17 protein-coding genes are annotated in these 19,301 nt (G+C 71.8%); 8 read left to right on the top strand and 9 right to left on the bottom strand.

What is annotated here, in order from left to right:
* Window positions 1-6 precede the first annotated feature (6 nt).
* Complete coding sequence (locus tag ACWEVS_RS23910; protein WP_449918430.1) at window positions 7-612, top strand: TetR/AcrR family transcriptional regulator; 606 nt, start codon at window positions 7-9, stop codon at window positions 610-612.
* Here the strand turns inward: ACWEVS_RS23910 and ACWEVS_RS23905 are convergent.
* The 8 genes from ACWEVS_RS23905 to ACWEVS_RS23870 all read right to left on the bottom strand — a co-directional run bounded on the left by ACWEVS_RS23905 (window position 581) and on the right by ACWEVS_RS23870 (window position 11,407).
* Complete coding sequence (locus tag ACWEVS_RS23905; RefSeq protein WP_449918432.1) at window positions 581-874, bottom strand: DUF6204 family protein; 294 nt, start codon at window positions 872-874, stop codon at window positions 581-583. The genes ACWEVS_RS23910 and ACWEVS_RS23905 overlap by 32 nt on opposite strands.
* The gene (locus ACWEVS_RS23900; RefSeq protein WP_452418392.1) at window positions 856-1,500 is read right to left on the bottom strand and encodes a TetR/AcrR family transcriptional regulator; all 645 of its coding nucleotides are present in this window, start codon (window positions 1,498-1,500) and stop codon (window positions 856-858) included. Before ACWEVS_RS23900 ends, ACWEVS_RS23905 begins: the two co-directional genes overlap by 19 nt.
* Window positions 1,501-1,541: 41 nt before the next feature.
* A complete protein-coding gene (locus tag ACWEVS_RS23895; protein WP_449918436.1) occupies window positions 1,542-2,828 on the bottom strand; it encodes a hypothetical protein in 1,287 nt (428 codons plus the stop codon).
* Window positions 2,829-2,870: 42 nt separating this feature from the next.
* Entirely contained in the window at window positions 2,871-4,037 is a 1,167-nt protein-coding gene (locus tag ACWEVS_RS23890; protein WP_452553340.1) for a glycosyltransferase, read from the bottom strand.
* A gap of 49 nt (window positions 4,038-4,086) precedes the next feature.
* Window positions 4,087-5,442 (bottom strand): MFS transporter, encoded by a 1,356-nt coding sequence (locus ACWEVS_RS23885; protein WP_452553338.1) that lies wholly within the window; start codon window positions 5,440-5,442, stop codon window positions 4,087-4,089.
* Entirely contained in the window at window positions 5,439-9,032 is a 3,594-nt protein-coding gene (locus tag ACWEVS_RS23880; RefSeq protein ID WP_452553337.1) for an MMPL family transporter, read from the bottom strand. The genes ACWEVS_RS23885 and ACWEVS_RS23880 overlap by 4 nt, the downstream gene beginning before the upstream one ends.
* Window positions 9,025-10,650: a fatty acyl-AMP ligase gene (locus ACWEVS_RS23875; protein ID WP_452553335.1), complete on the bottom strand. Its 1,626-nt coding sequence runs from the start codon at window positions 10,648-10,650 to the stop codon at window positions 9,025-9,027. Before ACWEVS_RS23875 ends, ACWEVS_RS23880 begins: the two co-directional genes overlap by 8 nt.
* A 121-nt stretch (window positions 10,651-10,771) precedes the next feature.
* Window positions 10,772-11,407 carry a hypothetical protein gene (locus ACWEVS_RS23870; protein ID WP_449918448.1) on the bottom strand — a complete coding sequence of 212 codons (636 nt, stop codon included), beginning with the start codon at window positions 11,405-11,407 and terminating at the stop codon, window positions 10,772-10,774.
* Between the two features lie 63 nt (window positions 11,408-11,470).
* Between ACWEVS_RS23870 and ACWEVS_RS23865 the strand changes: the two genes are divergently transcribed.
* The 7 genes from ACWEVS_RS23865 (at window position 11,471) to ACWEVS_RS23835 (ending at window position 18,029) form a co-directional block, all read left to right on the top strand.
* Window positions 11,471-12,097 carry an IclR family transcriptional regulator gene (locus ACWEVS_RS23865; protein WP_354914374.1) on the top strand — a complete coding sequence of 209 codons (627 nt, stop codon included), beginning with the start codon at window positions 11,471-11,473 and terminating at the stop codon, window positions 12,095-12,097.
* A gap of 72 nt (window positions 12,098-12,169) precedes the next feature.
* Complete coding sequence (locus ACWEVS_RS23860) at window positions 12,170-13,330, top strand: homogentisate 1,2-dioxygenase (protein ID WP_452553333.1); 1,161 nt, start codon at window positions 12,170-12,172, stop codon at window positions 13,328-13,330.
* Window positions 13,327-14,085 (top strand): hypothetical protein, encoded by a 759-nt coding sequence (locus ACWEVS_RS23855; protein WP_449918451.1) that lies wholly within the window; start codon window positions 13,327-13,329, stop codon window positions 14,083-14,085. Before ACWEVS_RS23860 ends, ACWEVS_RS23855 begins: the two co-directional genes overlap by 4 nt.
* On the top strand, window positions 14,085-15,182 hold the full coding sequence (gene fahA / locus ACWEVS_RS23850) for a fumarylacetoacetase (protein ID WP_452553331.1): 1,098 nt from the start codon (window positions 14,085-14,087) through the stop codon (window positions 15,180-15,182). Before ACWEVS_RS23855 ends, fahA begins: the two co-directional genes overlap by 1 nt.
* A gap of 52 nt (window positions 15,183-15,234) precedes the next feature.
* Window positions 15,235-16,401 carry an Ig-like domain-containing protein gene (locus ACWEVS_RS23845; protein ID WP_452553329.1) on the top strand — a complete coding sequence of 389 codons (1,167 nt, stop codon included), beginning with the start codon at window positions 15,235-15,237 and terminating at the stop codon, window positions 16,399-16,401.
* A gap of 124 nt (window positions 16,402-16,525) precedes the next feature.
* The gene (locus ACWEVS_RS23840; RefSeq protein WP_449918460.1) at window positions 16,526-16,957 is read left to right on the top strand and encodes an NfeD family protein; all 432 of its coding nucleotides are present in this window, start codon (window positions 16,526-16,528) and stop codon (window positions 16,955-16,957) included.
* Between the two features lie 4 nt (window positions 16,958-16,961).
* Window positions 16,962-18,029, top strand: coding sequence for an SPFH domain-containing protein (locus ACWEVS_RS23835; protein WP_449918462.1), 1,068 nt, complete (start codon window positions 16,962-16,964; stop codon window positions 18,027-18,029).
* Between the two features lie 100 nt (window positions 18,030-18,129).
* Here the strand turns inward: ACWEVS_RS23835 and ACWEVS_RS23830 are convergent, their stop codons facing one another.
* Entirely contained in the window at window positions 18,130-19,299 is a 1,170-nt protein-coding gene (locus ACWEVS_RS23830; protein WP_354914358.1) for a Gfo/Idh/MocA family protein, read from the bottom strand.
* Window positions 19,300-19,301 lie beyond the last annotated feature (2 nt).

Here is a 19,301-nt window from a genome sequence, read left to right as displayed (position 1 = left end):
TGATCCATGAACCTGCGTGACCGCAAGAAGGAGCGAACGCGGCAACTGCTGTCCGACACCGCGATCGCGATGTTCCTGGCCGAGGGTTTCGACCAGGTGGCGGTCGCGGACATCGCGGCGGCGGCGGAGGTGTCGAAGCCGACGCTGTTCAGGTACTTCCCCGTCAAGGAGGACCTGGTCCTGCACCGCATCGCCGACCACCAGGGCGAGCAGGCGAGGGTGGTGGCCGCCCGCGACCCGCGGGAGTCGCCGCTGCGGGCCCTGCGCCGGCACTTCCGCCAGGGCCTGGAGGCGCGCGACCCCGTCACGGGGCTGTGCGACCTGCCCGAGGTGCTGGCCTTCTACCGCCTGGTGTACGGCACGCCGAGCGTGGCCGCCCGCCTGGTCGAGTACGGCACCGCCGACGCCGCCCTGCTGGCCGGCGCGCTGGGCGGGCCCGCGCCGCGCCTGGTGGCCGTCCAGGTGATCGCCGTCACCCAGGTGCTCGCGCACGACAACGTGGCGGCCGTGTCGGCCGGCCGTACGGCCGATGAGGTCTTCCCCGAGGCGGCCGCGGCCGCCGATCTCGCCTTCGACCTGCTCAGCCACGGCGCCGCAGGGCGCGGCTACTGATCTCCGTCATGTTCGTGACGCCGATGGTCTCCTTCTTGAAGGGGTAGGCGAGAGCGTCGAGCGCGGCGAGCTGGGCCTCGGTGTCGTCCTCGGCCTCGGTCTGGAAACGGAAGGTGAACCAGCTGATGGACCGGTCGTAGGCGAGCGAGCCGCCCTCGCGGAAGCCGATCTCGCAGGCGTCGGCCTGCTCGCGCAGCGTCTCCCGCTGGGCGTCGGTGAGGCCGTCGAACCTGGCGCGGATGATCACTCGGTAGGTGTCCATGTCGTGTCCCTCGTCGCGTAGGTGAGGACCCGGTCGCCGAGCAGGCTCTCGATGGTGTCGAGCCGTTCCAGCAGCGCGTCGGCGATGGCCGCGGGGGGCTGCCCGTCGGCCGTCCGCCTGCCGATCTCGCGCAGGACGTGCTCGTGCACCCAGCCGAGCTGCTCGGCCACGAGCGCCGGCGTCGGATCGCCGGGTGCGGCGCCGGTCTCCTCCGCCAGGGCGGCGGCGAGCTCGGCGACCATCTGCTCGGCCAGCTCGACCAGCCTCGCGGTGAGGGTCGGGGCGGCTCGCGCCATCTCCAGGAAGCGGCCGAAGCCCTCGGTCAGCCCGATGCTCCCGTCACGGCGGCGCAGCTCGTCGCGCAGCGTGGCCAGCACGGCGCCGGCGGCCGACTGCCCCGCCGCCCGCCCGCGCACGATCGCGGCGAGCCGGTCCCGCGAGGCGGGCGGGATGACCAGGTCCTCTTTGACCTTGAAGTAGTTGTAGACCGTGTTGGCCGCCACGTCGGCGGCCCTGGCCACCTCGGTGACGGTGACATGGTCGAACCCGCGCTCGACGAAGAGCCGCAGCGCCACTTCGGAGATGTGGCGCTTGGTCTCTTGCTTCTTGCGTTCGCGCAGGCTCACGCCGATGGAGTCTACTCCAAACTTGGAGTCGACTCCATGATTTATCCGACGGCCAGGTAGACCTGGCCGAACACCTCGGCGTACTTCTTCAGGTCCGTCGCCACGTCCACCTCGGGCGTCGCCGGGTTGTACAGGGTGGCCAGGCGCGGCTTGACCTCGCTCAGCCTGCGAAGCTGCTCCCAGGTCGGGTTGGCCGCGAGCTTGTCGCCGAGCACCCGGTTCACCGCGCCCTTCGGGTCCTGCCAGCGCGTCCAGAGCGTCACCGTCTCGGCCGCGTCGGACTGCAGTGGCGTCGCCACCCGCTCGGTGATCGTCTTGAGCGCCTGCTCGGCGGTCAGCTTCGAGGAGCCGGGAGCGGTGAAGACCGCGTCCTCGGCGCCGATCGTGCCGTAGGCGTCCCAGGCGCGGGCCCTGACCTGGATCCACTGGTTGCGCTGAGCGGTGGGGCCGTCGATCTTCCAGGTGGCGTACTCGGTGGCCAGGTGGCCGTTGTCGAGGGAGAGCTGGTCGACCAGGCCCTTGGACAGCCAGGCGCCGACGCGGTCGGGGTCGAGCAGCGGGTACTTCTTGCCCAGCTCCGTCTTGCACTCCTCGTTGGCCCCGCAGCCCAGCACCGGCACGACCGTGTGCAGGGCGAGCTTCCTGCCGGGCACGGCGTCACGCAGCGCCGCAGCGGCCTCGGTGACGAACCTGTCGATCTCGTCGGCCGCGGCGAACGTCTGGTTGTAGCCGAGCTGCGAGGAGAACCTGATGCCCACGGCGCCCTGCTGCATCGCCAGCGCACCGACCCGCTTCACGGCCTCGGCGAGCTTGCCGGCCTTCCAGTCGTCGGCCAGGTCGGTGTCGATCCAGACCCGCAGCCCCGCCTCGGCGGCGGTCTTGACCGCCTGCCCCTCGGCGGTCTCGGCGGCGGTCTTCACCTCGGCCGCCGACAGCTCGGCGGGATCGACGTAGCAGTCCTTGGCACCGCCCTGGCACTCGGGCGTTCCGCCGCCGTCGTTCTCGCCGGCGGGGTCGGGGTCGCCCACGTCACCGGAGGTGCTGTCGCCCGGCGGCTCGACGCAGGTGTTGCCCTCCTCGGTGCAGTCGATGATCGGGGTGTCGATCGGCCCGGCGTTCCTCATGTTCTCGCCGTCGTTGTCCAGCCAGAACCGGGCGATGTCGGCGGCCTCCTCCGGCGTCGCCATCCACCTGCAGACGACGTACGCGGGGGTGTCGCTCGACATCAGGTCGTTGCAGCTCCTGGGGTCGTTGTCCGACCAGGCGGGGACGCCGATGCCCAGCAGCGAGAGCGCCAGGCCGATGACGAAGATCTTCCGGAAACGCATGTCGCCTACTTCGGGGGTGATCAAAGGTGGGCAAGTAGCACACTATCTGGACACTTCTAAGAGATCTACCGCTTGCCGCACCCCGTCTTCCACACGCAGTCGAGCGGCCAGTCGAGGATTCGGTACGGCACGCAGCACCCTGGCCGCCAGCGCCTCTGCCGTGAGGCGCCGGACCGGCAGCGGCGCGGGACCCGCCCGCAGCGCGGCGACGCGCGCCCCCCAGAAGTGCTGGTCGGCGAAGAACGGGCAGACGACCGTGGGCACGCCCGCCGTGAGGCTCGCCGCCGTCGTGCCCGCCCCGCCGTGGTGGACGACCGCGGCCATGCGCGGGAAGAGCGCGGCGTGATCCACCTCGTCGACCGGCAGGACCGTGGCCGAACGCGCCACGCCCAGACCCTGGACCACCGCCCTGACGCCTGCCAGCCTGAGCGCCCGCAGCACCAGCGGGGCGAGCCCCTTGGGCGGCCTCATGCTGCCGAACCCGACGAACACCGGCCTCGGCCCCTCCTCGACGAAGGCCGCGACATGCTCGGGAAGGGGTCCGGGCGGGAGCCGCCAGTAGCCGGTGAGGTGGACCCTGGCGGGCCAGTCGCGCGGCCGGGGCACCACCAGCGGGCTCACCGCGCACAGCACGGGCACCTCCCGCTCCCGTCCCGCCGGCCCGAGCCCGAACACCGTGCGCCGCAGCCGGTTGACCATGCGGCCGAGGACCAGCGAGGTCAGCCTGTCGATCAGGGCGTAGCTGGCCCGGTTGCCCCAGCCGCCCAGAGTGCGTGCCGGGACGAGCGGGTTGGGGAAGGCGGCCGTGGGATGGCTGGGCTGGAAGTGCAGGAGCCGGTACGGCATGCCGTACCGGTCGGACAGGTGGGCACCCATGCCGCCGAGCGCCGGGGACAGGACCAGGTCGGCGGTGCGGGCGGCGGCGTCCACCTCGACGACGAGCTTCTCGGCGAACGGCTCGACGACCCGTTTGAAGCCGGAGACGAAGCCGAGCGGGCCGCTGCGCAGCCATGCCTGGCCCTCGTCCGAGTCGAGCACCGCCGCGGGGTCCACGCTGAGCGGCGCGAGCGTGAGGCCGTCCATCAGCGGCGCGTAACGCGGGGCGGCGACGACGGTGACGTCATGGCCGCGGGCGCGCAGCCCCCGGCCGAGCGCGACGCACGGCTGGGTGTCCCCCCTCGACCCGAACGCGAGGATCGCGACCTTCACGGCGACCCCACCCTCCGTCTCGACGACAGGCCCGCCCCGATGGCGCCTTTCATGGCAGCGTCGCCAGGCCGACCACCGCGCCCGCCAGCACCAGGCCCGCCGCCACCAGCAGCCCCGCGGAGTACCCCGCGGCGAACGTCCCCGCGCTCTGCACGATCACCCCGATCGCCGCGATCCCGAACAGCCCCGAGATCTCCCTGCCCACCGTGAAGACGCCACCGGCGACCCCCGCCCGGCCCTCCGGCACCGCCGCCAGCACCGCCGAACCCAGCGGCATCGTCAACGCCGACCCGATCCCGATCGCGCACACCGCGGGCAGCAGCTCGCCCCACCCGTCGCCCGGCCCGAGGAAGGCGACCCCCGCCATCCCCGCCGCCACCAGCGCCAGCCCCGCGGCCACCGTCCTGCCCGCCCCCAGCCGCCGCTCCACCAGCGGCACCAGCGGCGTCACCGCCACCACCAGCACGGCCAGCGGCACGAACGCCACCCCCGAGGCGGTCGGCGAGAACCCCAGCACTCCCTGCAGGAAGATCGCCGTGTAGAAGAAGACGCCGTTCACGCCGAGACCCCACAGCACCTGCGCCACCACCCCGCCGGTGAAGGACCGGGCGGCGAACAGCGCCGGATCCACCATCGGCTCGGCCGCCCGCCGTTCGACCACGACGAACGCCACGGCCCCCGCCACGCACGCCAGACCCGCCCCGACGATCACCGGCGCCGTCCAGCCGTACTCCGAGCCGTGGATCAGCGCGAACGTCCCTGACGACAGCACCACCGCCGAGGCCGCCACGCCCGGCAGGTCCACCCGCGCCGCGCCCCGCTCCCTGCTCTCGGGGACGACCGCGACGGCCAGCGCGGTCACCGCCGCCCCGATCGGCACGTTGATCAGGAACACCCACGTCCAGTGCGCGTGCTGGCTCAGATAGCCGCCCACCAGCGGCCCGAGCGCCAGGGCCCCCGCGCCCGACGCCATCCACACCGCCACGCCCGCCGACCGCTGCCGGTCGTCCTTCCCCGCGAGTACGGCAAGCGTCGCGGGCAGGATCAACGCCGCGCCCACGCCCTGGACCAGCCGGGCGGCGACCAGCAGCTGGATCGTGGTGGCGAGGCCCGCCGCGAGCGACGCCGCGGTGAACGTCACCAGGCCCGCGACGAGCGCCTTCCTGCGCCCGTACACGTCGGCGAGCCGACCGCCCGCGAGCATCAGTCCCGCGAAGGTCATGATGTAGCCGGTCGCCACCCACTCCAGCGCGGCCAGCCCCGCGCCGAGATCCGCCCTGATCGTGGGGAGGGCGACGGTGACGACCGTGTTGTCCAGCGTGGTCACGAACCCGGCGAGGGCGACGACCAGGAAGAGCGGCCAGACCCTGGAACTCCTCTTGGTGTGGACGGTGACCTGAGTCATCCGTCCACCTCCTGCCAGCTCCATCCGGGACCGTCGGGGCTCGCCCTGACGACCCTGGTGCGCGGCTCGACCTTCACCCAGGTCAGCCGGGGTTCGGGGATCTTCGGCTCGTCCGGCTCCGCCGCCCCGTCGTGAGGAGGAGCCCCAGGAGGAGCCGCCGGAGGGTCCTGGCGAGAGTGCCGGCCCGGCTGCGGGCGGGGCCTGCGGGGGGCGGTGGTGCCGGGGTACGGGTTGAGCCCCCGCTTGCGCCGCACGCCCTTCCCGGGGAGAGCGTCCGCGCCAGGGAGCGCGGCGGAACGAGGGCTGGGGTCGGTCCCGAACAACGGGCCGGGACGAGGGCTGGGGTCGGTCCCGAACAACGGGGCGAGACGAGGGCTGGGGTCGGTGTCGGTCCCGAACAGCGGGCCGGGGGCGAGCACGAGCCCCGGATCCGTGTCCAGCGCGGTCCCACCCGAAGCGTCCGGCACAGGACCGCCAGACGAACCAGGCACCGGACCGGCCGAGACCCCCACAGGACCGGACACCGCGCTGGCCGAGACCCCCGAACGACCGAGCACCGCGCTGGCCGAGACCCCCGAAGAACCGGACACCGCACTGGCCGATCCTCCCGGCACGGTGGCCGCCGAAGAGCCGGACCCTGGACCGGCCGACGGGCCGTGCTCCGGGCTGGCTGACGGGCCGTGCCCCGAGCAGGCCGACCGGCCGGGCCCCGGGCTGGCCGACGGGCCGGAGCGAGAACCGGCCGGGCGCTCCTCCTCGTCGGCCCAGTGCCAGCCCGGCCCGTCGATGTTGGGCCGGACGACACGCCGGCTCCTCCGCCCGCCGGCCTCCGCCCCACTCCGCCCGGAAGCGCCCGCGGCCCTGGGCACCCCGGGCATGCTGTCGGGCCAGGGCCGGCCGGACACACCGGAACCGGACCTGCCTGACGAGCCGGGTGCAGGCGGAACAGGAAGGGCGAGACCCGCCGCCTGGGGCACGGGAGCCGGGGAAACCTCCGGCCGGGGCGAAGTGCGGGTTGGGGAGACGCTGGAGGTTGGTGAGACGGCGGGGTTCGGGGAGACGGAGTCGGTGGGGGTTGGGGAGGCGAAGTCGGTGGGGGCTGAGGAGACGATGGGAGCTGGGAAGACGGTGGAGGGTGTGGAGACGTCGGGGGTTGGAGAGACGCCGGAGACGCCGGGGGTTGGGGAGATGATGCCGGGTGTCGGGGAGACCGCCAGGATCGGAGGGGTGGCGGCGAGGGCGCGGCGGGTGGGCGCGGGAGCCACGGCGGCCCGCGAGCGGCGGGACCCGGAAACCGCGGCGGTGGCCCGGGAGGCCGCGGCGCGAGGGTCGGTGGCAAGCGCCCGCGAGGCGGTGGTGCCGGCCGTGGCGGCGTGGGGGCCGGAGGTGGGCGGGGACTCGTCGGGAAAGTGTTCCCGCAGCTCGATCCGCCGGTGGAGCCCGCGTAACGGACCGGGCAGCCACCAGTTGGCCGCTCCCATCAGCCGCATGGTCGCGGGCACCAGCAGCGCCCGCACCAGCGTGGCGTCCACCACGATCGCCACGAACATCCCGACTCCGAGCAGCTTCACGATCGTGATCCCGGCGGTCGAGAAGGCCCCGATGACCACCAGCAGCAGCAGCGCCGCGCTGGTGATGATCCCGCCGGTCTTCTGCAGCCCGGCCGCGACCGCCGCCGCGTTGTCCCCGGTCCGCAGCCACTCGGCCCGTACCCGGGACAGCAGGAACAGCTCGTAGTCCATCGACAGCCCGAACACCACCGCCAGGATGAGCACCGTGACCGTCGCCTCGATGGTGCCGGTGGGTGTGAAGCCGAGGAGTCCGGCCAGGTTGCCGTACTGGAAGGCCCACACGATGACCCCGAAGGACGCGCCGATCGACAGCACGTTCATCAGCAGGGCCTTCACCGGCAGCAGCAGCGAGCCGAACGCCGCGAACAGCAGGACGAAGGTGGCCCCGCACACCACCAGCGCCATCCACGGCAGGGTCGCGGCGAGACTGTCGACCAGGTCCATCTGCGCGGCCGTGGGCCCGCCGACGACGACCGACCTGATGTTCGGCTCGGGCGTCATCGATCTGATCAGGGTGACGAGCGACCGAGCGGAGTCGGACATGGGGTCGCCGTCGTAGCGGACGGCCAGCCGTACGGCGCCGTTGTCCGGGGAGAAGCCGGTGACGTCGACGCCGGTGACGCCGGGCAGGCGGCGCAGGCGGTCGGTGAAGGGTTTGACGTCCGAGGGCAGCACGGGTGTGAGCGGGCTGACCACGGTGTGGCCCTGGCCGAGCGGGCCGGGCAGCAGCGGCTCGGCCTCCTGGAAGTCGCGCTCGACGAGCACGTGGACGTCGACGGCGGCCATGGAGTTCCGGGCGAAGGAGGTGTCGACGGCCTCGGCGACCTGGCGGCTCTCGACCCGCGGCGGCAGCACCCGGTGGTCGACGTTGCCGAACTTCACGTCGACGAACGGCAGCGCGAGCGAGATCAGCACGGCCGTGACGCCGACGAGGTAGAGCAGCGGGGTGCGCATCACGCTGGAGGCGACGGCGTGCCAGGCCCCGCCGTTCCGCGGCCCGCCGAAGGAGGGGGTGATGCGGAGCGCGTCGACCTTCCGCCCGAGGATCCCGAGAACGGCGGGCAGGACGACGAGCGCGGCGACCATCGCGACGAGCACGACGGCGGCGGCGCCGAGCCCGATGGAGCGCAGGAACATCTGGGGGAACAGCAGCAGCCCGAGCAGCGCGGTCGCCACGGTGAGCCCAGAGAAGGCCACGGTCCTGCCCGCCGTGGCCATCGTCGCCACCACGGCCGCCTCGGTGGACGTCCCGCGCCTGATCTCCTCGCGGAAGGCGCTGAGCACGAACAGGGAGTAGTCGATCGCCAGGCCCAGCCCGAGCATGGTGACGACGTTCAGCGAGAACACCGACACGTCGGTGACCTCGGTGAGCAGCCGCAGCAGCACCAGCGCGCCGAGCACCGACAGCAGCCCGACGAGCAGCGGCAGCCCGGCGGCGACGAGGCTGCCGAAGACCAGCACGAGCAGCACCAGCAGCACGGGCATCGAGATCGCCTCGGCCCTGGCCAGGTCGGCGCCCGTCTGGGTGTTGAGGTCGTCGAGCAGCGGCACCGCGCCGCCGATCTTGACGGACAGCCCTTCGACGGTGCGCAGCCGCTGCTCGATGGCGGTGTACGCGCGCTGCTTGTCGCCCTTGAGCGTGATCAGCGCGTAGGTGGAGCGGCCGTCCCGCGAGATCATCGTGGCGGAGCGGGAGGTCCAGTACGTCGTCATCCGCCGGACGTAGGTGGCCGGCAGGCGGCGCAGCGAGTCGTGGACGGCCTTCCTGTACCTCCGGTCGCGGGCCGGGACCGTGGGGTGGGTGTAGAGCACCACCACGTCGGGCGAGTTCCCGCTGTACCACTCGTCGTTCCAGGTCGCCGACGTGGTCGACTCGGCCGCGGGGTCCTCGAACCCGCCGTCGGCCATCCGCCCGAACAGTTCCAGGCCGAAGGGCGCGACGAGGACCGCGACGGCCACGCTCAGGACGAGGAGCGTCCAGCGGCCGCGGTAGACCAACCGGCCGAGCGACTCAAACAAGCGCGCCCTCCAGGTAGGCCTGCCGGCAGGCCCGCCGGGCGATCTTCCCGCTGGAGGTGCGCGGCACCGCGCCCGCCGCGACCAGCACGACCTCGGCCGCGACCTCGTGGCCGCGGGAGATGGCGGCGCGGACCTCGCGGACGACGCTCTCGTCTGTGCGGCCCGCCCGCGACCGCTCGGCCACGACGACGAGCCGTTCGGTCTCGGCGCCCGGCACCGCGAACGCGGCCACGTGTCCCTTGCGCACGCCGTCGGAGGCGTCCTGCGCGGTCGCCTCGATGTCCTGCGGGTAGTGGTTGCGCCCGTCCACGATCACCAGGTCCTTGACGCGGCCGGTGACGTAGAGCTCGCCCTCGTGGATCACGCCGAGGTCGCCGGTGCGCAGCCAGCCGTCCGCGAAGACCTCGGCGGTGCGCTCGGGGTCGCGCCAGTAGGCGCGGGCCACGTTCGGCCCCTGCACCAGGATCTCCCCCACGCGCCCGTCACCTGGGGAGTCGATCCGCACCCGCTGCCCGGTCGGCTTTCCGCAGGAGACCAGCGTGCTGGCGACGCCCACACCCCCGTCACCGTCGTACGGCACGGCCCGCCCCTCCGCCAGGGCGTCCCTGTCGAAGTCGGTGACCAGCGGCGGCGCGTCGATGGATCCCGCCGTGACGAAGACCGTCGCCTCGGCCAGGCCGTACCCGGGGGTGTGGGCTTCGGGCCGCAGACCGTACGGCGCGAAGACGGAGGTGAAGCGGGAGACGGTGGCGGGTCGCACCGGCTCGGCCCCGTTGAGCATGACCCGCACCCCCGACAGGTCGAGCCCGTCGAGGTCGGCGGGATCGCTCGCCCTGGCGGCGGTGTACTCGTAGGCGAAGTTCGGCCCGCCGGTGTAGACGTCGGCGTGGCCGGACAGCAGACGCATCCACCGCGTCGGCTTCATGACGAACGCCACGGGGTCCATGAACACCGCCTGGTTCCCTCCGACGATCGGGCAGGCGATGATCGCGATCAGTCCCATGTCGTGGAAGAGCGGCAGCCACAGCGCGGCGACCGAGGTGCGGGGCCTGGCGCCGAAGGCCTCCCACAGCTGGGCGGCGTTGGCGCCGAGGTTGCCGTGGGAGATCTCCACTCCCGCGGGGGTCCTGGTCGAGCCGGAGGTGTACTGCAGGTAGGCGAGGTCGCCGGGGCCGATCGGCTCGTCCTCCCACTCGTCGGCGAGCAGGTCGGAGACCGTGTCGACGGCGATGACGGCCTTGGCGGGGGGCAGCCGGTCGGCCGGTGTGGCGCTGGTGGTGAGCACGACCACGGGGTCGGCGTCGGCGTAGGCGAGGGCCAGCCGCTCGGCGTGGCCGGGCAGGTCGGGCGAGAACAGCGGCACGGCCACCACCCGGGCGTACATCGCGCCGAGCATGGCCACCACGTACTCCAGGCTCTGCGGCGCGAGAACGGCCGCCCTGTCGCCGGGCGCGCAGACCTCGCGCAGCCGTACGGCCAGCGCCCGCGCCTTGAGGTCGACCTGCCGCCAGGTGAGCGTGCGGGCGCGCCCGTCGCCGAGGTGGTCGACGAAGGTGTAGGCCGGAGCGTCGGGGATCTCCCGCGCCCACCGGGCGACCCGGCCGATCAGAACGTCCATGCCGAAAGTCCCCTCGCCGCTGACAGGGACCTAGCAAATTACGGCAGAAAGCCCTGCGATTCTTGCCAAAGGCCTGCACATTCCGCGACCGGTCTTGTTACCGGCGTGACAACCCGCCGGGCTAGGCGATGATGATCCGGACGACGACGCCCGAACAGTCGCTCGCCACGCAGACCTGGACGGGGACGGTGTAGACGCCGGGCTTCTCCGGTACGCCGCCCACGTGCCCGTCCGGCCCGATGGTGACGCCCGGCGGGAGCTGGCGGGGGTCGATGACGGTGAAGGTGGGCAGCACGCCGCGCGGGGCGCCCTCGATCTCGATCTCGCTGTCCATCATCACGTGCACCCGGCCGGGGAAGGTGAGCTGGGTGGGCGACCACGACACCCTCGTGTGCACGACGAGCGTGATCGGCTCGCGGGTGCAGGTGTCGCCCTTGCAGATCTTGAGGGTGGAGGTGTAGGTGCCGGCCCGATTCGGCGTGCCGTACAGGAAGCCGATCTCGGAGATCCCGACGCCGGGCGCGACCTCTTTGCGCTGGAAGTAGTAGCCGCTGTCGACGGTCAGCACCCGCTCGTCGACCTCGACTCCCTCGGTGACGTGGAAGATGTTCTCGACGAGCAGGTGGGGACGGGTGTGGTCCTGGATCACGGGGGTGTCGCGGACCATGGAGACGGGTTGCGTGCTCACGGAGGGAAGGAGAGGAATGGCCGCGAACACGGCCGCGATGGCCGCGAGCGCCAGCCATTTCAACTGCATGACGCATTACCTACCCTTTCGCCGGTCGGCGTCACACTCCGCACACGCGGACATAATCAGGACATGGCTGAATCCGCCCAGACGCTTGAACGCGGGCTCCACCTGCTCAGACTGCTCGCCGACGGCCACGGCGGGCGCACGCCGACCGAGCTCGCGGCCCAGCTCTCGCTGAGCCGTCCGGTGGTCTACCGGTTGCTGACGTCGCTGCAGAACGAGGGCTTCGTCCGGCGCGACCGCGAGGGAAGGGCGCATCTCGGCTACGGCGTGCTGGTGCTGGCCCAGGCCGTGCAGCCGCTGCTGAGGGCGGCGGCGCTGCCGACGCTGCGCAGGCTGGCCGAGGAGGTCGGCGCGACGGCTCACCTCACGGTGGCGGAGGGTGACGACGGTCTCGCCGTCGCCGTGGTCGAGCCCTCGTGGACCAACATGCACGTCGCCTACCGGGAGGGCGCGCGGCATCCGCTCTCCAGGGGCGCCGCGGGCCAGGCGATCCTGGCGATGCGTTCGGGCGAGGCCGGGTATCTCGTCACGGAAGGGCAGTTGCAGGAGGGCGCGCGCGGCGTTGCCGCTCCGGTCACCGGGCTGCCGTGGCTGGAGGCGTCGGTGGGCGTGGTGACGTTCGGTCCGCTGGACGAGCGGGTCGGGCCCCGGGTCGTCGAGGCCGCGAAGGAGCTCACCGTCGCGCTCGGTTGACATCTTCGCCCTGATAAAGGACCGTGAATACGGATAGAGGACACTATTGTCCGATAAACGGACGGAGTTGCGATGCCGTACTACCGCCAGGTGGGCGAGGTCCCGCGCAAGCGCCATGTGCAGTTCAAGCGCCCGGACGGCGGGCTGTACGCGGAGGAGTTGATGGGCGAGGAAGGCTTCTCGTCCGACTCGTCACTGCTGTACCACCGCTACCTGCCGACCGCCATCATCAAGGCGGAGGCGGTCGAGTCGCCGCTGCCACTGGCCACCTCGCCCAACCTGCCGCTGTCCCCGCGGCACTTCCGCACCCAGGACCTGACGAGCGCGGGCGACCTGGTCAGCGGGCGGATGCTGCTGTCGGCCAACAACGACGTCCGATTGTCGTACGTCACGACGGACCAGCCCAGCGAGCTCTACCGCAACTCCAAGGGCGACGAGTGCGTCTACATCCAGCAGGGCACCGTCCGCTTCGAGTCGACCTACGGCGCCATCGAGGCGGGCGAGGGCGACTACGTGGTGATCCCGACCGGCACGATCCACCGCTGGGTCCCGTCGGGCCGGGTCAACGCGCTGGTCATCGAGGCGTCCGGGCACATCAGGCCGCCCCGTCGCTACCTGTCGCAGTACGGCCAGTTCCTCGAGCACGCCCCCTACTGCGAGCGTGACCTCAGGACGCCGCAGGCGCCGCTGCTGGAGGAGGGCGAGGAGGTCCCCGTCCTGGTGCGCACGCGCGGCGGGCTCACCCGGCTGACCTACCGCCACCACCCCTTCGACGTGGTCGGCTGGGACGGCTACCTCTACCCCTACGCCTTCAACATCGACGACTTCGAGCCCGTGGTGAAGAAGACGCACGCGCCGCCGCCGGTCCACCAGACCTTCGAGGGGCCGGGATTCGTGGTCTGCTCGTTCATGCCGCGGCCGCTCGACTTCCACCCCGAGGCGGTGCCGATCCCCTACAACCACCACAACGTCGACTCCGACGAGTTCATGTTCTACGTGGGCGGCGACTACTCCGCGCGGGCCGGCTCCGGCATCGACGTCGGCTCGATCTCGCTGCACCCCGCCGGCTTCACCCACGGCCCGCAGCCCGGCGCGGTCGAGGCGGTGATCGCCGCGGGCGCCACCCATACCAACGAGATGGCCGTCATGGTCGACACCTTCCGCCCGCTGGACCTCGGCGAGGGCGCCCTGGCGTGCGAGGATCCCGCCTACGCGTGGACGTGGGCCCGATGAGCGCCGTCGATCCCGGCACGCCGCGGGTCCGGACGGCGCTGTTCTCCGCGCTGGTCGACGACGCGGGCCTGTTCCCGCCGACGTCGCTGCACATGGACGAGGCGGTCGCCCGCCACCAGCGCGACCTGGAGTCGGGCAACCCCGTGCTGACCCACCGCTTCCTCTGCCCGACCAGCCGGATCGACGGCCTGCGCCGGCAGGAACAGCAGCCGCAGCTGGTCGGCCTGATCGTCGACACCGAGACCGTGCCCGACTTCTCCGACCTGCCGGTGGACTTCGTCGAGAGCACCGCGATGCTCCAGGTCCCCGAGCACGTCAGGTTGTTCGTCGAGACGCACCCGAGGCACATCTCCCCCGTGCCGCACGGGGTCGGGCTCAAGGTCCGCTGCGGCGGCATGACCGCCGACGCCTTCCCGTCGGTCGGCGAGCTGTCCGAGTTCATCAGCTACTGTGCCGAGCACGACCAGCCGTTCAAGGCCACCGCCGGGCTCCACCACGCGGTGCGCCACTTCGACCCCTCGCTCGGCGTCGACCGGCACGGCTTCCTCAACCTCGTCCTCGCCGTCTGCGCGGCCGTCGAGAAGCGCGACCCGTTCCGGGTGCTCGGCTCCACCGACGTGGGCGACCTCGTCCGGCAGGCGCAGGCCGTACCGGAGGACGTGGCCCGGCAGGCCAGGCGGATCCTGGTCAGCTACGGTTCGTGCAGCACGGCGGCGCCCGTGGAAGACCTGAAGACCCTCGGATTGGACGGCTGATGAGCTCGGGACTCGACAACCTGCCCTACGGGGTCTTCTCGCGTGCGGGCCAGGCGCCCCGCGTCGGCGTGCGGTACGGCGATGCCGTCCTCGACCTGGCCGCCGCCCTGCACGACGAGGTGTTCGCCACCGGCTCGCTGAACGCCTTCATGGCCCGCGGCCACCGGGCCTGGCGTGACACGCGCGCCCTGATCGTCGAGAAGCTGTCGACGGACCGGTCGATCACCGGACCGCACCTGGTGCCGCTCGACCAGGTGACGCTCCACCTGCCCTTCGAGGTCGCCGACTACGTCGACTTCTACTGCTCGATCGAGCACGCGTCGAACCTGGGCCGGATGTTCCGCCCCGACGAGGAGCCGCTGAAGCCGAACTGGCGGCACCTGCCGGTCGGCTACCACGGCCGGGCCGGCACCGTGGTCGTGTCGGGCACCCCGGTCACCCGCCCGCGCGGGCAGCTCGGGGCCGGCAGGTTCGGGCCGACCGCGAAGCTGGACATCGAGGCGGAGCTCGGCTTCGTCGTGGGCTCGCCCGAGGGTTCCTCCTTCGAGGAGCGCGTCTTCGGGGTGACGCTGGTCAACGACTGGAGCGCGCGCGACATCCAGGCCTGGGAGTACGTGCCGCTCGGGCCCTTCCTCGGCAAGTCGTTCGCCACCTCGGTCTCGGCGTGGGTGACGCCGCTGGAGGCGCTGCCCAGGATCGCGGGCCGCGCGCAGGATCCGGCGCCGCTGCCGTACCTGGAGCGCGAGGGCGACTGGGGGCTGGACATCGCGATGGAGGTCGAGCTGAACGGCGAGATCGTCTCGCGGCCGCCGTACCGGAACATGTACTGGACCCCCGACCAGATGCTGGCGCACATGACGGTGAACGGCGCGAGCCTGAGGACCGGCGACCTGTTCGCCAGCGGCACGGTCTCCGGCGAGAGCCCGGACACGCGGGGCTCGTTCATCGAGCTCACCTGGAACGGCGCGGAGCCGCTCAAGCTGGGCGACGGGCAGGTCCGGACCTTCCTGGAGGACGGCGACACCGTCACGATCCGCGCCACGGCGGGCGACATCAGTTTGGGGGAAGTGTCGGGAACCGTCACCCGGAGTGCCTGACCACTCACTCCTCGCTAAACTCTGGAGGCTTCCCCCGGAGTGAAGGAGTGAGATGCGCAGCGCCCTCCTGCGGCTCACCGTGCTGCTGTCGCTCGTCTGCGGCTGCAGCCCGGTGACGGCGCGCCTGCCGCAGCCCGCCGCGCCGATGGTCACGGTCTCGCCCGCCCTCGGCGACAACCGCGCCAGGCCCGACAAGGGCCTGGTCATCAAGGTCAGGGGCGGCAGGCTGAGCAAGGTCGAGGTGCGCGCGGGCGGCACGGCCGTCCCCGGCAGGCTGGACGCGACAGGCACGGTGTGGCGCTCGACCTGGACCCTCCCGCCCGGCGTGGAGCACGTCGTGACGGTCAGGGCGGCGGGCCCGGACGGCCCGCCCGCGCTGACCGTGGGCCGCTTCCGCACCCGCCCCGCCGAGCACACGGTCAAGGTGGCCTCGGTGTCGCCGCTGCCCGGCGAGACCGTCGGCGTCGGCACGCCGGTCATCGTCACCTTCGACAGCCCGGTCCGCGCCAAGGCCGCCGTCGAGCGTGCCCTGGAGGTGCGTTCCACCAAGCCCGTCCAGGGCGCCTGGCGGTGGGTCAGCGACACCCAGGCCGTCTACCGCACCCGGCACTACTGGCCGGCCCGGCAGCGGGTCGCGGTCATCGCCCACCTCGCGGGCGTCAGATCCGCCCCCGGCGTGTACGGCAGCGCCGACCACGCGCTCACCTTCGCCGTCGGCCGCAAGCAGACCAGCACCGTCGACACCGTCACCCACCAGATGGTCGTCCGGCGCGACGGCCAGGTCGTGCAGCGGATGGCGATCAGCGCCGGCATGGGCACCACCCGGGAGTACACCACGACCAGCGGCATCCACCTGACCATGGAGAAGGGCGACCCGGTCAGGATGGTCTCGCCCGGCAGGAAGAAGGGCGATGACGGCTTCTACGACCTGCTGATCGACCACGCGGTGCGGATCTCCAACAGCGGCGAGTACGTCCACGCCAGGAACAACCTCTGGGCGCAGGGGCGGCGCAACGTCAGCCACGGATGCGTCAACGCCCGGCCCGACCAGGCGGCCTGGTTCTACGAGACGTCGCTGCGCGGCGACCCGGTCACGATCACCGGCACGTCGCGGGAGCTGGAGTGGTACAACGGCTGGGGCTACTGGCAGCTGCCGTGGGAGGCGTGGGTCGAGGGCAGCGCCCTCGACAGACCCGGATCGCCCACCGCTCTCCGCTGACCCCGTCACGACATGTCCGTGTAACCGGACCGCCGAAAGCTGCCATGCCGGTAATCAAAGGATTACCGTAGAGACGGAACCCCTTTGGGACACGGGCCCGTTCTCCTTCCAGGAGGGCCGGAGTATGGATGATTGGGTCATCTGGATAATCCTCGCCGTCGTGCTCGGCCTCGCCGAGATCTTCTCTCTCACCGCCGCTCTCGGCCTGCTCGCCGCCGCCGCTCTGCTGACGTCCTTGACGGCGGCCATCGGACTGCCCATCCCGCTGCAACTCCTGGTGTTCACCGCCGCGTCGGCCGCGGGCCTGCTGGTCATCAGGCCGCTGGCCATGCGCAGCATCCGGCAACCCCCGCGGCAGCGCTTCGGCGTCGAAGCGCTCGTCGGCAAGCCCGCGCTCGTCGTCAGCGAGGTGACCGCCCACTCCGGACTGGTCCGCATCGGCGGCGAGGAGTGGACCGCGCGGGCCTACGACGACACGGTGGTGATCCCCGCCGGAGCGACCGTCGACGTCATCGAGATCGAAGGGGCCACCGCCCTCGTCTACCCTCGGGAGTGATCATATGGCGCTACTCATCGCGGGTCTGGTCGTCGCGTTGTTCGTGGTGTTCACCGTGCTGCGTGCCGTACGCATCGTGCCCCAGGCACGCGCGCGCAACGTCGAGCGGCTGGGTCGCTATCACCGCACCCTGAAGCCGGGCCTGAACTTCGTGATCCCCTACGTCGACCGCGTCTATCCCATGATCGACCTGCGGGAGCAGGTCGTCTCGTTCCGCCCGCAGCCGGTCATCACCGAGGACAACCTGGTGGTCGAGATCGACACCGTCCTCTACTTCCAGGTCACCGATCCGCGGGCGGCCGCCTACGAGATCGCCAACTACATCCAGGCGGTCGAGCAGCTCACGGTGACCACGCTGCGCAATGTCGTGGGCTCCATGGACCTGGAGAAGACGCTCACCTCCCGCGACACCATCAACAGCCAGCTGCGCGGCGTCCTGGACGAGGCCACCGGCAAGTGGGGGCTGCGCGTCAACCGCGTCGAGATCAAGGCCATCGACCCGCCCAAGACGATCAAGGACGCGATGGAGAAGCAGATGCGCGCCGAGCGGGACAAGCGCGCCGCCATCCTGAGCGCCGAGGGTCAGCGCCAGTCGCAGATCCTCACCGCCGAGGGCGACAAGCAGGGCGCGATCCTGCGCGCCGAAGGCGAGCGCACCGCCGCCATCCTCAAGGCCGAAGGCCAGTCACGCGCCATCGATCAGGTCTTCCAGGCCGTCCACCGCAACGACCCCGACCCCAAGCTGCTCGCCTACCAGTACCTCCAGGTGCTTCCGCAGCTCGCCCAGGGGCAGGGCAACACCTTCTGGGTCATCCCCAGCGAGGTCACCTCGGCCCTGCAGGGCGTCTCCAAGGCGTTCACCGAGGCGCTGCCTCGGTCGGCGGCCACCCAGGAGATCTCTCCTGACACCTCCGAGGCCGAGGAGGAGATCGCCCGCGCGTCCGAGGCGGCCGCGGAGGCCGTCGCCGACGCCCGCGAGGCCGAGCACACCTCGGGGCCGCGCCAGCTGCCCCCCAGCATCCCCGAGCCCAGCCCCTTCCCCGACCTGGAGAAGAACCACCAGCAGGCGTGACGCGACGAGGAGCCGGCACACAGGTGTAAGCGGGCGGTCGCGCATGCGTGCGGCCCGGCCGTCATGAAGACGGCCGGGCCGGATCCACGCGGCGGGTCGGTCAGGCCTGGCCGCGGTCGAAGTAGGCGATCAGCTCAGGATCGAGCGCCGGCACGTCGTACGGCGTGCCGCCGTCGCGCAGCGACATCGTGGCCATGTAGCCGGCCGCGACGCTCATGCGGGCGGCCACCGGCGAGGTGTCGGTGACGCCGCCCTCCCGCACGAACCTGTTGAACTCGCCGATGATCTCGGTGTCCGCGCCACCGTGCGAGCCCTTCGCCTCCGGCACCCGGTAGGCGATGTCGCAGTCGTCGCGGTAGGACGTCGGCCCGGTGTTCCACACCTTCACCGTGTCGCCGGGGCCGTCGCCGAAGTTCTCCAGCCGCCCCTCGGTCCCGATGACGGTGTAGTTGCGCACGTAGTCGGGGCTGAAGTGGCACTGCTGGTAGGCGGCGATGATGCCGTTGTCCAGCCGCATGTTCATGACCGACACGTCCTCCACGTCGATGACGTGGTGGAGGTTCCTGCGCTGGGTGGGCGGCCACTCGAACTCCTTCAGCCAGCCGTCCGGCCGAGGGGTGTCGGGCGCGCGCCGCGGCAGGTCGCCGTACAGCATCAGGTCGCCGAAGGCGTTGACCCTGGTGGTGTAGCCACCGGCGAGCCAGTGGATGACGTCCAGGTCGTGCGCGGCCTTCTGCAGCAGCAGGCCGGTCGTGCGGGAGCGGTCGGCGTGCCAGTCCTTGAAGTAGTAGTCACCGCCGTAGGACACGAAGTGCCGCACCCAGATGGTCTTCGGCTCGCCGATGATCCCCTTCTGGATGATGTCGCGCATCAGCCTGACCACGCCCATGTGGCGCATGTTGTGCCCCACGTACAGCCTGGTCCCCGTCCGCCGCGCGGCGCGCAGGATGTTGTCGCAGCCCTCGACCGTGATGTGCAGCGGCTTCTCCAGGTAGACGGCCTTGCCCGCCTCGAGCGCGTCCACCGCGATGCGCTCGTGGGTGTCGTCGGGCGTCATCACGATGACGGCGTCGAGGTCCTTCCTGTCGAGCAGCTCGCGGTAGTCCTCGGTGAGGATGTCCGCCTCGAACCGCCCCGCCTGCCGCTTGAGCACAGCCGGGTCGGAGTCGCACAGCGCGGCCACGACCGACCCCTTGCCCGGGCGGTGCGCCGACAGCGCCAGGCTGGTTCGCAGCCCGAGGCCGATGACTCCGATGCGCAGGTCTTCCACTT

This window comes from Nonomuraea sp. NPDC003754, assembly GCF_053605785.1.
This window is presented reverse-complemented; position numbering and strand designations above follow the sequence as displayed.

Excerpts from the sequence above, each read along its gene's own strand:
- ACWEVS_RS23910 (WP_449918430.1), top strand. The coding sequence starts at position 7 with ATGAACCTGCGTGACCGCAAGAAGGAGCGAACGCGGCAACTGCTGTCC.
- ACWEVS_RS23905 (WP_449918432.1), bottom strand. The coding sequence starts at position 874 with ATGGACACCTACCGAGTGATCATCCGCGCCAGGTTCGACGGCCTCACC.
- ACWEVS_RS23895 (WP_449918436.1), bottom strand. The coding sequence starts at position 2,828 with ATGCGTTTCCGGAAGATCTTCGTCATCGGCCTGGCGCTCTCGCTGCTG.
- ACWEVS_RS23885 (WP_452553338.1), bottom strand. The coding sequence starts at position 5,442 with ATGACTCAGGTCACCGTCCACACCAAGAGGAGTTCCAGGGTCTGGCCG.
- ACWEVS_RS23875 (WP_452553335.1), bottom strand. The coding sequence starts at position 10,650 with ATGGACGTTCTGATCGGCCGGGTCGCCCGGTGGGCGCGGGAGATCCCC.
- ACWEVS_RS23870 (WP_449918448.1), bottom strand. The coding sequence starts at position 11,407 with ATGCAGTTGAAATGGCTGGCGCTCGCGGCCATCGCGGCCGTGTTCGCG.
- ACWEVS_RS23865 (WP_354914374.1), top strand. The coding sequence starts at position 11,471 with ATGGCTGAATCCGCCCAGACGCTTGAACGCGGGCTCCACCTGCTCAGA.
- ACWEVS_RS23860 (WP_452553333.1), top strand. The coding sequence starts at position 12,170 with ATGCCGTACTACCGCCAGGTGGGCGAGGTCCCGCGCAAGCGCCATGTG.
- ACWEVS_RS23855 (WP_449918451.1), top strand. The coding sequence starts at position 13,327 with ATGAGCGCCGTCGATCCCGGCACGCCGCGGGTCCGGACGGCGCTGTTC.
- fahA (WP_452553331.1), top strand. The coding sequence starts at position 14,085 with ATGAGCTCGGGACTCGACAACCTGCCCTACGGGGTCTTCTCGCGTGCG.
- ACWEVS_RS23845 (WP_452553329.1), top strand. The coding sequence starts at position 15,235 with ATGCGCAGCGCCCTCCTGCGGCTCACCGTGCTGCTGTCGCTCGTCTGC.
- ACWEVS_RS23840 (WP_449918460.1), top strand. The coding sequence starts at position 16,526 with ATGGATGATTGGGTCATCTGGATAATCCTCGCCGTCGTGCTCGGCCTC.
- ACWEVS_RS23835 (WP_449918462.1), top strand. The coding sequence starts at position 16,962 with ATGGCGCTACTCATCGCGGGTCTGGTCGTCGCGTTGTTCGTGGTGTTC.